General features: G+C 64.9%; 19 protein-coding genes. 7 read left to right on the top strand and 12 right to left on the bottom strand.

The annotated features are described in order from the left end of the window. Positions 1–337, top strand: a 337-nt coding sequence (locus tag OXR60_RS19205) for an OmpA family protein (protein ID WP_267397640.1), incomplete at its 5' end; no start/stop codon positions are given. 175 nt (positions 338–512) lie between these two features. Then, positions 513–1,814 (top strand): UDP-glucose/GDP-mannose dehydrogenase family protein, encoded by a 1,302-nt coding sequence (locus tag OXR60_RS19200; RefSeq protein ID WP_267397639.1) that lies wholly within the window; start codon positions 513–515, stop codon positions 1,812–1,814. Between the two features lie 38 nt (positions 1,815–1,852). On the opposite strand, the gene OXR60_RS19195 is transcribed toward OXR60_RS19200, so the two are convergent. Further along, positions 1,853–2,581: a folate-binding protein gene (locus OXR60_RS19195; protein ID WP_267397637.1), complete on the bottom strand. Its 729-nt coding sequence runs from the start codon at positions 2,579–2,581 to the stop codon at positions 1,853–1,855. 80 nt (positions 2,582–2,661) lie between these two features. Here OXR60_RS19195 and pyrC point away from each other — a divergent pair, with 80 nt between their 5' ends. Next, positions 2,662–3,699 carry a dihydroorotase gene (pyrC, locus tag OXR60_RS19190; protein ID WP_267397636.1) on the top strand — a complete coding sequence of 346 codons (1,038 nt, stop codon included), beginning with the start codon at positions 2,662–2,664 and terminating at the stop codon, positions 3,697–3,699. 7 nt (positions 3,700–3,706) lie between these two features. Here pyrC and OXR60_RS19185 read toward each other — a convergent pair whose 3' ends face one another. The 10 genes from OXR60_RS19185 to OXR60_RS19140 all read right to left on the bottom strand — a co-directional run bounded on the left by OXR60_RS19185 (position 3,707) and on the right by OXR60_RS19140 (position 9,547). After that, the gene (locus OXR60_RS19185) at positions 3,707–4,468 is read right to left on the bottom strand and encodes a DUF1134 domain-containing protein (protein WP_267397635.1); all 762 of its coding nucleotides are present in this window, start codon (positions 4,466–4,468) and stop codon (positions 3,707–3,709) included. A gap of 259 nt (positions 4,469–4,727) precedes the next feature. Further along, positions 4,728–5,699 carry a tyrosine-type recombinase/integrase gene (locus OXR60_RS19180; protein ID WP_267397634.1) on the bottom strand — a complete coding sequence of 324 codons (972 nt, stop codon included), beginning with the start codon at positions 5,697–5,699 and terminating at the stop codon, positions 4,728–4,730. Positions 5,700–5,985: 286 nt separating this feature from the next. Further along, positions 5,986–6,192: a hypothetical protein gene (locus OXR60_RS19175; protein ID WP_267397633.1), complete on the bottom strand. Its 207-nt coding sequence runs from the start codon at positions 6,190–6,192 to the stop codon at positions 5,986–5,988. Then, complete coding sequence (locus OXR60_RS19170) at positions 6,189–7,814, bottom strand: ParB/RepB/Spo0J family partition protein (RefSeq protein WP_267397632.1); 1,626 nt, start codon at positions 7,812–7,814, stop codon at positions 6,189–6,191. The genes OXR60_RS19175 and OXR60_RS19170 overlap by 4 nt, the downstream gene beginning before the upstream one ends. Before the next feature lie 73 nt (positions 7,815–7,887). Next, positions 7,888–8,040: a hypothetical protein gene (locus tag OXR60_RS19165; RefSeq protein ID WP_267397631.1), complete on the bottom strand. Its 153-nt coding sequence runs from the start codon at positions 8,038–8,040 to the stop codon at positions 7,888–7,890. Continuing rightward, the gene (locus OXR60_RS19160) at positions 8,040–8,228 is read right to left on the bottom strand and encodes a hypothetical protein (RefSeq protein WP_267397629.1); all 189 of its coding nucleotides are present in this window, start codon (positions 8,226–8,228) and stop codon (positions 8,040–8,042) included. Before OXR60_RS19160 ends, OXR60_RS19165 begins: the two co-directional genes overlap by 1 nt. Continuing rightward, complete coding sequence (locus tag OXR60_RS19155; RefSeq protein WP_267397628.1) at positions 8,225–8,455, bottom strand: hypothetical protein; 231 nt, start codon at positions 8,453–8,455, stop codon at positions 8,225–8,227. Before OXR60_RS19155 ends, OXR60_RS19160 begins: the two co-directional genes overlap by 4 nt. Before the next feature lie 2 nt (positions 8,456–8,457). After that, positions 8,458–8,637 (bottom strand): hypothetical protein, encoded by a 180-nt coding sequence (locus OXR60_RS19150; protein WP_267397626.1) that lies wholly within the window; start codon positions 8,635–8,637, stop codon positions 8,458–8,460. Next, positions 8,634–8,969 carry a hypothetical protein gene (locus tag OXR60_RS19145; protein ID WP_267397625.1) on the bottom strand — a complete coding sequence of 112 codons (336 nt, stop codon included), beginning with the start codon at positions 8,967–8,969 and terminating at the stop codon, positions 8,634–8,636. The genes OXR60_RS19150 and OXR60_RS19145 overlap by 4 nt, the downstream gene beginning before the upstream one ends. 92 nt (positions 8,970–9,061) lie before the next feature. After that, positions 9,062–9,547 (bottom strand): hypothetical protein, encoded by a 486-nt coding sequence (locus OXR60_RS19140; protein ID WP_267397623.1) that lies wholly within the window; start codon positions 9,545–9,547, stop codon positions 9,062–9,064. A 527-nt stretch (positions 9,548–10,074) separates the two neighbouring features. Here OXR60_RS19140 and OXR60_RS19135 point away from each other — a divergent pair. Continuing rightward, complete coding sequence (locus OXR60_RS19135) at positions 10,075–10,344, top strand: hypothetical protein (RefSeq protein WP_267397622.1); 270 nt, start codon at positions 10,075–10,077, stop codon at positions 10,342–10,344. Here the strand turns inward: OXR60_RS19135 and OXR60_RS19130 are convergent. Beyond that, positions 10,325–10,621 carry a hypothetical protein gene (locus tag OXR60_RS19130; RefSeq protein WP_267397620.1) on the bottom strand — a complete coding sequence of 99 codons (297 nt, stop codon included), beginning with the start codon at positions 10,619–10,621 and terminating at the stop codon, positions 10,325–10,327. The two genes, OXR60_RS19135 and OXR60_RS19130, sit on opposite strands and share 20 nt — an antisense overlap. A 359-nt stretch (positions 10,622–10,980) precedes the next feature. Between OXR60_RS19130 and OXR60_RS19125 the strand changes: the two genes are divergently transcribed. The 3 genes from OXR60_RS19125 to OXR60_RS19115 all read left to right on the top strand — a co-directional run. After that, on the top strand, positions 10,981–11,460 hold the full coding sequence (locus tag OXR60_RS19125; RefSeq protein ID WP_267397618.1) for a helix-turn-helix transcriptional regulator: 480 nt from the start codon (positions 10,981–10,983) through the stop codon (positions 11,458–11,460). 602 nt (positions 11,461–12,062) lie between these two features. Continuing rightward, positions 12,063–12,233 carry a hypothetical protein gene (locus tag OXR60_RS19120; protein ID WP_267397617.1) on the top strand — a complete coding sequence of 57 codons (171 nt, stop codon included), beginning with the start codon at positions 12,063–12,065 and terminating at the stop codon, positions 12,231–12,233. A gap of 347 nt (positions 12,234–12,580) precedes the next feature. Next, positions 12,581–12,888: hypothetical protein (locus OXR60_RS19115; protein WP_267397616.1), on the top strand; the 308-nt coding region annotated here is incomplete at its 3' end.

Genomic DNA, 12,888 nt, shown 5'->3' with positions numbered 1-12,888 from the left:
GTTCATCGTGTTCTTCGAGTGGGACAAGTCGGACATCACGCCCGAGGCTTCGTCGATCCTCGACAACGCCGTCACCCAGTATCAGAGCTGCGGCAACGCGCAGGTCATGCTGGCGGGTCACGCCGACAAGTCGGGTTCGGCGTCGTACAACGTCGGTCTGTCGCAGCGTCGCGCGGACAGCGTGAAGGCGTATCTCACGTCGCACGCCATCCCCGATGGCTCGATCTCGACCGAAGCGTTCGGCGAGAGCCGCCCGCGCGTCGAGACTGCCGACGGCGTCCGCGAGGTCCAGAACCGTCGCGTGGAAGTCACCTACGGTCCGGGTTCGGGTCAGTAAGACCCTTCCTACCGTTGGAATGCAATTGGGGAGGTCGGCGATGCCGGCCTCCCTTTTTGTTGCTGCCGCAGCGAATGGGCATTCAGCCCCGCACCGTTGCTGCTAATAGTCCGCCGCTGCGTTAGAGGCGGCAGACCAAGCGGGCCCTACGGCTCCTGAACAAAGTGGACGATAGATGCGCATCACGATGATCGGTTCGGGTTATGTGGGCCTGGTATCGGGCGCGTGCTTTTCCGATTTCGGCCATGACGTGATCTGCGTCGACAAGGACGCGGGCAAGATCGCGGCGCTCGAGGCGGGGCGAATGCCGATCTACGAGCCGGGGCTCGATACGCTGGTCGGCGCCAATGTCGCGGCGGGGCGACTGACTTTCTCCACTGACCTTGCCGCGTCGGTTGCTGGCGCCGACGCCATCTTCATCGCGGTGGGCACGCCGACCCGTCGCGGCGATGGCCATGCCGATCTGTCCTATGTATTTGCCGCGACCGAGGAGATCGCCGGCGCGGTGACTGGCCCGACGGTGGTGGTGACCAAATCGACGGTCCCGGTCGGCACCGGCGACGAGGTCGAGCGGATCCTGCGCGAGCGGCGTGGTGACATCGACGTCCAGGTCGTCTCCAACCCCGAGTTCCTGCGCGAGGGCGCGGCGATCGGCGACTTCAAGCGCCCGGACCGAATCGTGATCGGCACCGACGACGAGCGCGCGCGCAAGGTGATGCGCGAGGTCTACCGGCCACTCTATCTCAATGAGTCGCCCATCCTGTTCACCAGCCGCCGGACCTCCGAGCTGATCAAATATGCGGCCAACGCGTTCCTCGCGACCAAGATCACCTTCATCAACGAGATCGCCGACCTGTGCGAGGCCGTGGGCGCCGACGTCCAGGACGTCAGCCGCGGGATCGGGCTCGACAATCGCATCGGCAAGAAGTTCCTCCACGCCGGACCCGGCTATGGCGGCTCATGCTTCCCCAAGGACACGCTGGCGCTGCTCAAGACCGCCGAGGATCACGATAGCCCGGTGCATATCGTCGAGGCGGTGGTGAAGGTAAACGACAGCCGCAAGCGCGCGATGGGCCGCAAGGTGCTCCACGCCCTCGGAACCGAGCCGCGCGGCAAGACGGTGGCGCTGCTCGGGCTGACGTTCAAGCCCAACACCGACGACATGCGCGATGCACCGTCGATCGCAATCGCGCAGGCGCTCGGCGATGCTGGGGTGACCGTGCGCAGCTACGACCCCGAGGGGATGACCGCGGCCAAGGCGATGATGCCGGAACTCACTTTCTGCAAGGATGCCTATGAGGCGGCAGAGGGCGCGGACGCGGTGGTCATCGTCACCGAATGGGATGCATTCCGGGCGCTCGATCTCGGTAAGCTCAAGGGGCTAATGTCGGCACCGGTGATGGTCGACCTGCGCAATGTCTATCGTCGCGGCGATGTCGAGGCGGCAGGGTTCAGCTATACCGCGGTTGGTCGCTGACAACGGGCCGGGCGCGGCCGGGTCAGGTCGCGCCTGGGTCAGGGCAGCGCTTCGTCCGCCGCGAGTGCCGCCTCAAGCCACGCTGGCCGCAACGCATCCCCCAGCGCCTCGACGCGGCGGTGCTCGACCATCAGCCCAAGCTCGGGATAGCTCGCGCGGGTACGCTGCCCTGGCTCCGCCAAAGGCGCCACGACGAGTCGGCGATTGACCTTGGCGCGATAATGCATCCGCGCCGTATTCTCCTGACCGACATAGCAACCCTTGGTAAAGCTGACGCCGCCTAGCTCGCCGGCATTGCACTCGAGCCAGAGCGTCTCGCCGCTGCCGAGTTCGCCAATGCCTTCGGTCACGCCGAGCGATAACCGATGAGCCAGCCAGCCGTCCGCCGGCGCCGTCGGCACGCCGAGCCATCGCCGGCCAAGCGTGGCCAGGCGCGGGTCGGGCACGCCGATATTCCCAGTCGGCGACCAGTGCACGGCCACGGTGGTGGGTTCGATGGTGATGGCGCGGCGCAGGCGGTACATGGCCAGCCGGCGAGCAAGCGCGTCAGCCTGCTCGGCTTCGGCGTCGACCAGCACGTCGTCGCCGTCGGCCCATAGCAGGAAATCGAACAACGCCTTGCCCTGTGGGCTCAGCAATGCCGTCCACAATGGTGTGTCGGGCGCCAACAGCGCGACGTCGCCTGTCACCAGCCCTTGCAGAAAGCCGCGCACGTCGGTGCCGGCGAGGCGCAGCACGGATCGATCGGTAAGGGTGGTCGGGTCCATCTGTCTCACCTAGGCACCAGGCAGCAATTTCCAAGGGCCGCACGCTGGCGGCGTGGCGCCGGCAGGACTAGAGGATCGGCATGACCGACCGCCTTACGATCCGCCGCCCTGATGATTGGCATGTCCACCTGCGTGATGGCGCCATGCTGCAGGCGGTCGCTCCGGCGACGGCGCGACAGTTTGCCCGGGCGATCATCATGCCCAATCTGACGCCGCCGATCATCAGCGTCGCGGCGGCGGAGGCTTATCGGCAGCGGATCCTGGCGGCGCTGGGCGAGGGCACCCGCTTCACGCCGCTGATGACCTGCTATCTCACCGATCAGGCGGACGCGGCCGAGATCGTGCGCGGCTATGAGGCCGGCGTGTTCGCCGCCTGCAAGCTGTATCCCGCGCACGCGACGACCAACTCGGCGCACGGCGTCACCGATATCATGAAGCTTGGCGCCGTGCTCGAGGCGATGCAGCGCGCCGGCATGGCGCTGCTGATCCATGGCGAGGTCACGGATCGGGCTGTCGACATCTTCGACCGGGAGGCGGTGTTCATCGATCGGGTGCTGCCGCCACTGCTGCGCGCCTATCCCGCGCTCAAGATCGTGCTCGAGCATATCACCACCGCCGAGGCGGCAGCGTTCGTCGCCGAGGTCACCCATCCGATTGCCGCGACGATCACCCCGCAGCATCTGATCATCAACCGCAACGCGATCTTCGACGGTGGCCTGCGCCCCCATGCCTATTGCCTCCCGGTCGCCAAGCGCGAGGCGCATCGGCTGGCCGTGCGCCACGCCGCCGTATCTGGATCGCCGCGCTTCTTCCTCGGCACCGACAGCGCACCGCATGTGGTCGGCGCCAAAGAATCGGGCTGCGGCTGCGCGGGCATCTACAATGCGCCGTTCGCACTCGAGGCCTATGCGCAGATATTCGACGAGGAGGGTGCGCTTGACCGCTTCCAAGGCTTCGCCGCCGAACATGGCGCGCGTTTCTATGGGCTGCCGCTCAACGAGGGCACGGTGACGCTGGTGCGCGACCGGGCCATCGTGCCCGATCGGATCGGCGAGGGCGATACTGCCGTGGTGCCGTTCATGGCCGGCCAGGCGATCGGCTGGCGACTGGAAGCCTAGCTGACAGCTAGAAGGGCAGCCACTTCGCCTTGTGGGTGATCTTCATGTAGCCGACATTGACCCCGGCCCGATAGCCGACGCCGAGCCGGATCGGGATCAGCACCACATTGCCGCGCCGCAGATAGCTCGCCGCGAAGCCGCCGACCAAATACAGCCGGCCCTCGGCGGCCGGGAAGCGGTGATAGAGATCCTCGGTATCATAGAGGTTGTAGACCAGCACGAACACCTTGTTGGCATCACCGCCGACATCGAAGCCCACCGACGGGCCGGTCCAATAGACCGGCTGCTGGCCTTCGACCTTGTGAGTCATGATTCCTGAACCGTAACGCAGGCCGACGACGAACGCCCCGGCAGCCTCACGCCCGGCGATATAGGCGTTGGGGCGGCCCTGATCCTTGAGAATTTTCTCCAGGATGCCGGCAAGCCCTGCGGCACCCTTGCCGAACACGCCTTCGCCCGCCGCGAGCAGATCGTCGCGCTCATAGGTATCGGCGGCATGGGTGGTGGCTTCTGCGCGCGCCTGCTGGCTGCCGTTGGTGACGATCGGTGCCGGCGGCGGTGCGTCTTCGCGATCGGGCTGTTCCAATTCGCTGGCTGGCGCCTGATCCTGAAACCCTGGCGCGTTCGCCGCGCGCCGAGGAGGCTGCGCGGGTGCGTTGGTAGCCAAGTCGCCGTCGATCGCGCGATTGGGATCGATGGTCGCCACCTGCGCCGGGGCGCTCCCCGCCAGCGTCGCGGCGGCTGCCAGTCCCAATCCAACGATACGCATGGCAATCCCCCATCGGCACACCCCGATCACCCTGGTTAATCAGGAAGCGGCTTGCCCGGCAATGAACGACGCGCCGAGGCCATGAAATTTTGCGGTCAATCGCCTGCATCCATTCGGTTGATCGATCGCAATACCCTCGCTATAGCCGCAATCCTGCCGCAGCCGGAGACGTGGGTGAGTGGCTGAAACCAGCGGTTTGCTAAGTCTCCGAAGCCCATTCCCCAAATCGCGCTCAGCGCCGCAGTTTCCCTAGCTTTCTTCATGCTGTCTCGGTGCCGAACCGCTGTTCGTGTGCGCCGCGTTGTGCCACCATCGATTTCGCGGCACGCGCCTGGTCAGGCGTCAGGAACGCCAGATACTCCTCGGTCGTGCTGATGTGGGTGTGCCCCATCTCGCCCTGGAGGTCGTAGATCGAGCCCCGCCCGCGCCGCAGGTATTCCACCGCGAACAGGTGGCGAAAGTCGTGGTGGCTGAAGGCCTGGAACTCGACGCCTTCGTGTGCCGCCTTTCGTGCCGCACGACGATTGGCACCGGTGATTCGGGACGAGACCTCGTTGAGGATCGCGCCCTTGTCCTGCCAGAACACCCAAGGCTTGCCGATATAGCGCGGCTGACGGTCGATGATCTCTTCAGCCTCGACCGTAAGCGGCACGGCGCGGACCTTGTTGCCCTTGCCATTTTCGACGGTGATGATCCGCTCGCGCCGATCGACAGCCGCGTGTTTAAGCATGGTTGCCTCGTCGAGGCGCAGGCCCACCTCACGGGTGAATTCGCAGATGTCGCGGATCCGTGAGTCGAGGCGGGGGAAGACCAGCGCCATCATGTCTTCACGAGGCAGGACGATCTTTGCCTTGCGCTCTGGGACGATCCGCCGGCGATTGATCGCCTCGGTAGGGTTCTCCTCGATCCAGCCCTCGTCGATCGCGTGGTTGAACACGCTCGATGCGGCAGTCAGGTCGCGCCGAATCGTGGCGTTCTTCACGCCGGCGCGTTTACGTGCCTTGATCAGCTCCTTCAGGACATCGGCATCGATTTCCTGCACAGAGAGGTGATCGAAGAACCCCCTGAGCTGCCGCAAGCTACTCAGGTAGCGGTTATAGGACTTGGCGCCGAGCGCTCGCTCTGCCTCGCCACTCCAGCTGACCACAGCATCCTGCCAGGCCACAGGACCAGCAATCCCATAGACGACCTGATCTTCGATCTCTTCGCGACGGGCGGCGAGACGTTTCACCGCGACCCGCTCAGAACGCGTTCGTAAGCTTTCGCGGTATTCGACCCCGCGAACTTTGAACCGCGCCCAGTATATCCCCGCGCGGAGGTAGAGGTTTTTAGGCATGAAGGCCCCTTCGTTGTTCTGGTGACCCAAGCCCGCAGCTCGGCGACGGCGAAGAGCCAGCGCCCTGCCGGCTTGCTCGCGCCGGGAATCGATGGCGCGAGATCCTGGAGGGTGCGGCGCGAGATCCCGGTGATCAAGCATGCCTCGGCAATGCCGACGCGCTCAGGAGAGCGGACGACGGTCAACGGCGTGCCTCCCGGACGATAGCGGCGATCCAAACCTGCGCGGCCTCGCTCAGCTCACCCCAATCGTAGGCCGCATACGCGCCGATCACCGACGGGCTGTCGACGATCGCGGCGGCAGCCCTCATCTGTGACGAAGTGGGCGCGACGAACGGCAGCAGCTCGGCGCCCGCCTGATCGGGTCCATTCGTGCTTTCGGGTATCATGCCGCTGCTCCCTCGGCCGCCCGCGCGGCAATGCGTCGATCGGCCTCGACCGTTGCTGCCTTCCGCTGCGCGGCGATCTCGTCATCGGTGACGAAGATGTTGGCGGAGACCAGGAAACCCGACTGGCCGCCAATCGTCCGTTGCTCCTGCCGGTCGTGCTGCGCGTCGGGCCAGAAGACGCGGCCCTCGAGCGCGGTACCGGCGAACGGCGGTACCGCCAGGCGCCGCGACCACCGGATGATATCGCGCTCCCGCTCCGCAATTGCCGATCGCTCCCGGTTCTCGGCCGTGTCGGCCACCGAAGGCTTCAGCGCCTGGTTCTTCTGCGCGATCGGCACGAACGCGCAGCGCTGCAGCGCCGCCAGCTGCCCGTCGCGATCAACGCCGACCAGGACATGCGCCTTTAGGCCGTTCTCTCGGATCGCGCGCCATAGCTGCTGACCATTGTCCCGCTCGACTAGCGCAAACCCCGCCGGCGGCCTGATCTTGAGGCTGGTACCGTGGAGGTGCAGCCGGAGATCGGGGGTTTTCACAAAGCCGACGATCGCCGGCGACCAAGCCGCATTGTCGCGCAGCTGGCCGAGGAGACGCACCGCCTGCAGGTCGACCATGCCATCGGCGATCGTCTCCAGCAGGAACGGCTGGGCGAGCACCCGTGTCCGCCCGGGCTCGTCGAACAGGTCGTCCTCGTAGGTGCCGCCTCTCTCCTCGTACCGCTCGCGGCCGACGAAGAAGAACAGGCGATCGTCGGTGGCAACGCCCTTCATGCGAAGGGCGAGACGAACCGCGGCCGGCTGATGGGCGTTGCGGCCGCGCTTCTGCTGAACCTCGAAAACTTCCGCCTGCAGCGCCTGGTCCTGGCTGGACGCATAGGCCATCGCGGCGTCGAGGGTAATCTGCCGATCGGCGAGCGCATCGAGGATAGGCTTTGCCAGCTCGGCCAGGCGCAACCGCTGCTTGATGACACGTTCAGAAAAGCCGAATCGCTTAGCCAGCTCGGCCGGCGACGTGTCGCCGCGCTTCATCAGCTCCGCGAAGGCGAAGAACTCGTCGACCGGCGACATCGTGCGCTGCTGCAGGTTCTCGGCAAGCGACAGCTCGACCGCCTCGTCGACGCTCCGGATGAGCACCGGCACGAGCCAGGTGTCATCGATGAGGCCACGAGACTTGACGATACGCAGCGACTTTAAGCGCCGGCCACCGCCGACAATCTCAATCTTGTCGCTGTCCTCGTAGCCGATCAGCGACTGCAGCAGGCCATGCGCCTGGATGTCGTCGGCCAGCTCCTCGCAGCCCTCCTCAATGTTCGTGTGGCGCACGTTCTCGCTGGCGCGCATGAGCTGGCCGAGAGGGAACAGCCGCGGCGCAGAAGGCACGATGGTGACGATCGACGGCAGCACGGGTTCGGCCGGCGCAACGGAGCGCTGGACCTTCTTGCCCAGGCTCAGGGTCTCGCGGGTGGCTCGGACAGCAGCTGCTTGTTTAACGGTGCTCGCATGGTTCATGGTGACACGGTCTCCGGCTCTGCGGCCGCGAGCGCAGGTTTCGACGAGCGGCCGACGGGTGCGCTCACATCGGCCGCGGGCACGGTCGGTGCGTCGAAGTCGGTGAGGGGGGCGCAAACCGGCGCGCTCCCCGAGCTGGCGAACGCGATCGCGTCCTCAATGTCGTGCTGGCGTTGGTCAGCCTCGAGCTTCACCGGTGACGATCCATCGCCTGAGCACGGCTCGATGCGATCTCGCGTTGTGTCCGGCGCCAGTTGCCTACCGCCACCTTGATCGTGGCGGCGAGGAGAAGCAGGCCGAACACCAGCGCGAGGATCGCGCCCAGGGCGATCACGACGCCCATCAGAGCAGCTTTCCCGCCAACAATGCTGACAGCACTGCTGTCGCAACCGCAACTCGACTCGCTATGAGATCGGCCCGCGCGCTGTCGAAGCCATCCTCCCAGCTGCTCTGGAACAGCGGCGAGGTGGACATCCAGGCGCATAGGGCGGCGAGTGCGAGCAAGGCGATGCCGGAGAGCAGATGCATCACCAGGCGCCTGTGAAGATCGCTGCAAGAGCATGCGCCGCGCCGGCGGGATCGTAGACGAAGGCGATCATGGTGCCGGCCGCGGCGCCTGCGGCAGCCAGCTTGCCCATGGTAATCGTGTCGAGGCGATCAGGCGCGCAGGCGCGGCACAAACAGTCCGTCTCGTGGATCTCCACGGTGAGCCGGCGGGGCTCCTCGAGGTGCCAGGCGCGATGAACGAGCTTCGTCATGGCTACTTGCTCCAGGGCTGGTTGGTGGTGAGCGCACGAAGCGCTTCGAGGCTGAAGAATTGGAGGCAGGTCGTTGCGGCGAGGAGCGCGACGCTGGCGCGCGTCATCCCGCAGAGCGCCAGCCCCAGCGAGCTGCCGGAGAGGATGATGCCGGCGACGTGGATACGGCGGAGCGTCTTCATGCCATGCTGCCCGCGCCGGTGGCCGGATCGAAGCCGACCCAGGTAGGCTGGCGATCGCGAGCGAGCGCCATCAGGTGAGCGACCTCGGCAAGGTCGAGGCGGATCGCTCCGAGGAGGGCCGCCGCGTTATGTGGCTGTAGCGGTGCCACGTCCGCTTCAATGGCGCGGATCCACGCCAGGCGCTCGAATACTCCCAGGCGAGGATCAGTCGCAACGCGCAGCGCCAAATCCTCGACCGTCAGACCGGCCTTTTCACGCTGGTCGCGGAGATATGCCCCGGCGCTCAGTGGATCGGCCTCAGGCTGGTCATCATCGGTCGAGGCGTCGGACATGGAGGGCTTCCGGCATGCGAAAAGCCGTTCCCGGCGAGGATGGTCGACGGGGCGGCAGGGCTGGCGATGTTCGTGGCTAGGTGCGGCTCAGCTCACGGCGGGGGCTCGAGCGGCGCGTCGGTCGGCGGGTCGATCAGCTCGCGCAGCAGGGCGATGGCGGGAGCGTTAGCCTGGCCGGCCTCCTCCAACTCGCGCAGAGCCACCTTCCAGGTCTCGCGTGATGCGCCAGGCATTGATGCCGCCACCAGAGCAGCAGTCGCCTCACCAGCTTCCTTGGCGACGATGCAGGCGAGCCTGCCGATGGCCTCGGCGCTGGCGAAACGCAGTTGCGCTTCCGACTTGAGGATCCGCTCATAGGTCTCGAGGAGCGGGTAGCCCTCTTGCTGTTGGGCGCGCCATTCGAGATCGAGCTTGATCGCGTCATCGAACGCCAGTCGCTCTCGCGTGTACGGGTTCGACAGCGCGCGCAGATAGCCCAGAGAGCGGCCTGTCACTTCCGCCGCGCGCTCGATCGAGATCGTGCCGATCACCAGGTGCAGCGTGTTCTCGACGGTCATCGGCTCACGTGGGTTGGTCATGCTTCACCTGCGCGAAAACGAGCTGACGTTGGCTGCATCATGCCGGCGAGATCCGTGGGACGATCACGCCGTGATCGCAGGGAAAGGGCGCGGGTTGCTGATGTTTGCTCCTCACCAGCTTTGGGCGCGCGCGGGAGAGCGCGCAGCAGCCCAGGGCGACCCGCCGCCCCGTGGGAATAGGCAGACTGCTTCACGTGCCGTGTGCCGGCAGCCCCGGGCGCCCCGAGCAACATGCAACGTGCGCTCAGCCGGCCTGCCAGCGGCTGAGCGAAAGGATCCACAAGCGCGCTATCGGTGCCGGCCAATAGGAGAGGAAGACCGGCACCGATGCTCTTGGGAGCGCGCAGACTTCTTACCGTCGGGGTGGTCAGTGCCCGAGGGTATCGACCGGTCTGCGAGCGGCCGAACTTGTTGGAACGAATGATGCGCACGTCAGCGCGCGTCCCTTGCCCTTCGGGGGAGAGGCTTGCAGCCTCTCCCCGTCCGGCTATCGTCGTGGGTCCAAGCAACGACGAAAGAGAATCAGAATGGCTGAGGATAATACCGCGAGCGCACATCTGTTGGACGCGCGCGCTCGAGCAGATGCCGAGTTCGCGGCAAACTTCATCTGGCGAGTGCTGGGCGAAATGCGCGATGGTACAGCGGACGTGGATCGGCTCCACTTCTACGCCGAACGGCTTGTCGGCGAGCTCTACAAGTCCGATGATCCTGCGACGGATCAAGCTTTGCGTCAGCGCAAAGACGAACTCATCTTCCGTGGTCAGAAGCTGCCGAACGTTACTCCGCCGCACAGCTGACCTCCCAAAGTCGGCGGCGCGCATTAGCTATAAGACGCGTGACCGCCTCCCGCTCTTCGTCGGTCCCGATGCCAAGCGCCTCGAGCGCGGCACCCGGGTCGGCGTTGAGCTGCTTCGTCATGTCAGCATATCGGTCATTACGACGTTGCCAGGCTGCCACCTCTGCGTCGTACTCGGCACGAGTTTGGGGTGCGGCATTCCTGTCGAGCCGCATGCGCTGAGCTTCGTGGAACCGGCTTGCTTCGGCGAACCGGTTGCTAAAGTCGGCATGGTTCATCGGGCGGGCTCCAGCGACTCAGCGCCGCTGTTTGGCGCCACTGTGGTAGGCGCAGAGCGTGGCGCCGGGCCATACACGTCAGGACGCAGTCTATGACGGCTCACGCCGGTGGCTTTCTCTACAGCAAGCACGGCTTCAGGCGGCACCTTGCCCGACTTCAGCCACTCCCGGACTGTCGATTGCCGACGGCCGATCAGGCGACCGAAAGCCGACTGCGAACCCGCTGCGCGGACCGCCTTCGCCAACTCAGAATCAAGATCGTGCTCGATTGCCACGACCTAGAGCTAACGGCATGCTGTTAGATGGTCAACGGCATGCTCGCATTTAATTCCAACGGATCGCCGTTAGCGTCCTCATCTATGACTATCGGTGAACGCATCGAGGAGCGGCGCAAAGCACTGGGCATCGCGAGCCAATCCGAACTGGCGCGCCGGGCCGAGATGCGACAGTCGACGCTGAACGGGCTGATTCGCAAGCCATACCGATGGTCGCCATATTTGGTGGCTATCGCGCGTGCGCTGCACACCTCGGTCGAATATCTCACAGGTGATACGAACGATCCGAACGAGGGCGCTCCGCCTCCTCGTCCAGCGCCGTTGGTCCAGCACGTCATGCTGCCTGTTGCTCTACCGAGCGAGAACGCCCTGGCTCGAATGTTCGAGGGATTGCTGGAGGTAGCGGACTGCTCGGCGGGGAAGGCCGCACTCGCTCGTGAGCTTGCGCAGCTGCTTCCCACCGGGTTTTCGCAGCTTCGAGGTCCGCTGCTCGAGGCGGCAAATTACCCGAGTCCCGCAACAGCAGCTGCAGATCTCGCCATCGCTGATCAAGGACAGCAGTGATCGTGGCGCACTTCATCTCACAGGGCGAACAGCCCCGCACGCACCCTGGATTAGTTCGGAACACCGCTCCGTTCATTCGAATCATCCCCCCCAGTCTTTGATTTGGCTGGCGAGGCCTAGGCAGGAGTAGTTACGGCAACACTCCAGACACAATGTCGATACGGATGACTGCGTTGGGTAAGCAGAGTCGGAGCAGACTTCTATGTGCGTGGGTTGGCGCTGCCTGCAGCGCCAACCTCTTGCTTGGCTTAGCAGGCTGCGACCGAGGCGCTGCAGCTGCACGCGATGAGGAAACCCGCAAGGCGCTGATCGAAACCCGCGCGGCAGATCAAAGGCTTTTGGCTAAAATGCGACTGTTGCGAAAAGACGTTGCGCGCGGCGCTCCAGCGAACCTCCCGGCGCTTGATGCCGAGATCGCAAATGCCGAGGCGTCCGCAGCGGAGTTCAACAATTGGAGTGCCACTGGCCCCACTGCTCCGAAGGAGAAGTGAGGGTATCGTCGGGGTACTGCCCCTATCTGCCACTGCAAAATAGACGCATTCCTGCGCCCCTGAAGGCACCGCGGCGGATGAGGTATCCGCCTTTAAGGAAAGATCGAGAGCGTGACTGAACCCGATATCATGGAGATCGGCCGGGCTGTGGCCGCGCGGATCAAGGGGCAGCTGGACGACTTCCATGCCGAGAGCGTCCATCTCGAGCGCGAGGAGGCGGCGATGGCGCTCGGGCTCATAGAGGCCCTGATCGGGATCCTGGAAGTCGAGCTGAAAAAGTGAGCCCAACGAGGGCAGGATAGGGTATCTCTGGCTGCCTGATCGGCCGCTAACGCCCAAAACTGGTCTTTGCTGCCTCGCGTCGACCACACTGATTGCGGACGTTCAGTAAGCCTGTCAGGCTGCGATCACGATGAAGGCTCGCAACAATCGTAAAAGGCGAGATGGCCGGATCGCCAAAGCCATTAGGCGGGGCATTATCATTGCCACGCCGCTGCTGATTATAGCAGGCGCGATCCTATGGCGTGCTGTCGCGACAAGTACCGACTTGTGACCGCATCCGCCCAATCGCGGACGTTGGCTTACATAGGTTCCCGAGGCAGGATGCCCCAGAGTGGCAGGGGGTGCCGATGACGTGGTTCAAACGACTGTTCGGCCTCAAAGCCAAGAGGTCGCTTGAAGGGTTGACGTATGAAGCTACGTCCACCCTCTACAGCAAGGATGGCAGACGTTCGGCGGAGGTTCGCAAGTTCTCCAACGGAGAGACTTATCTTCTTGAAGGTGAGTGGGTGGAGGGAACGACATTCAAGGACCGGCATGGGGGCAGGCTAGTAGGTCCCTTCGCGTCGGCGGATCACGCAGAGCAATTTATTGTGGCTACGCCATGGTTCAACGGAGCGGAGCCGCAGGTGGATGCCGGGGTCGACCGGAACGGCAG

The sequence above is a fragment of the Sphingomonas sp. GC_Shp_5 genome (assembly GCF_026540855.1).
In the GTDB taxonomy this organism is placed as follows: domain Bacteria; phylum Pseudomonadota; class Alphaproteobacteria; order Sphingomonadales; family Sphingomonadaceae; genus Sphingomonas.
The sequence above is the reverse complement of the archived record's forward strand: the minus strand, read 5'-3'. Positions and strand labels throughout refer to the sequence as shown.

Bases quoted from the DNA above. Each gene is read 5' to 3' on its own strand.
- OXR60_RS19200 (WP_267397639.1), top strand. From the start codon at position 513: ATGCGCATCACGATGATCGGTTCGGGTTATGTGGGCCTGGTATCGGGC.
- OXR60_RS19195 (WP_267397637.1), bottom strand. From the start codon at position 2,581: ATGGACCCGACCACCCTTACCGATCGATCCGTGCTGCGCCTCGCCGGC.
- pyrC (WP_267397636.1), top strand. From the start codon at position 2,662: ATGACCGACCGCCTTACGATCCGCCGCCCTGATGATTGGCATGTCCAC.
- OXR60_RS19185 (WP_267397635.1), bottom strand. From the start codon at position 4,468: ATGCGTATCGTTGGATTGGGACTGGCAGCCGCCGCGACGCTGGCGGGG.
- OXR60_RS19175 (WP_267397633.1), bottom strand. From the start codon at position 6,192: ATGATACCCGAAAGCACGAATGGACCCGATCAGGCGGGCGCCGAGCTG.
- OXR60_RS19165 (WP_267397631.1), bottom strand. From the start codon at position 8,040: ATGGGCGTCGTGATCGCCCTGGGCGCGATCCTCGCGCTGGTGTTCGGC.
- OXR60_RS19155 (WP_267397628.1), bottom strand. From the start codon at position 8,455: ATGACGAAGCTCGTTCATCGCGCCTGGCACCTCGAGGAGCCCCGCCGG.
- OXR60_RS19150 (WP_267397626.1), bottom strand. From the start codon at position 8,637: ATGAAGACGCTCCGCCGTATCCACGTCGCCGGCATCATCCTCTCCGGC.
- OXR60_RS19145 (WP_267397625.1), bottom strand. From the start codon at position 8,969: ATGTCCGACGCCTCGACCGATGATGACCAGCCTGAGGCCGATCCACTG.
- OXR60_RS19140 (WP_267397623.1), bottom strand. From the start codon at position 9,547: ATGACCAACCCACGTGAGCCGATGACCGTCGAGAACACGCTGCACCTG.
- OXR60_RS19135 (WP_267397622.1), top strand. From the start codon at position 10,075: ATGGCTGAGGATAATACCGCGAGCGCACATCTGTTGGACGCGCGCGCT.
- OXR60_RS19130 (WP_267397620.1), bottom strand. From the start codon at position 10,621: ATGAACCATGCCGACTTTAGCAACCGGTTCGCCGAAGCAAGCCGGTTC.
- OXR60_RS19125 (WP_267397618.1), top strand. From the start codon at position 10,981: ATGACTATCGGTGAACGCATCGAGGAGCGGCGCAAAGCACTGGGCATC.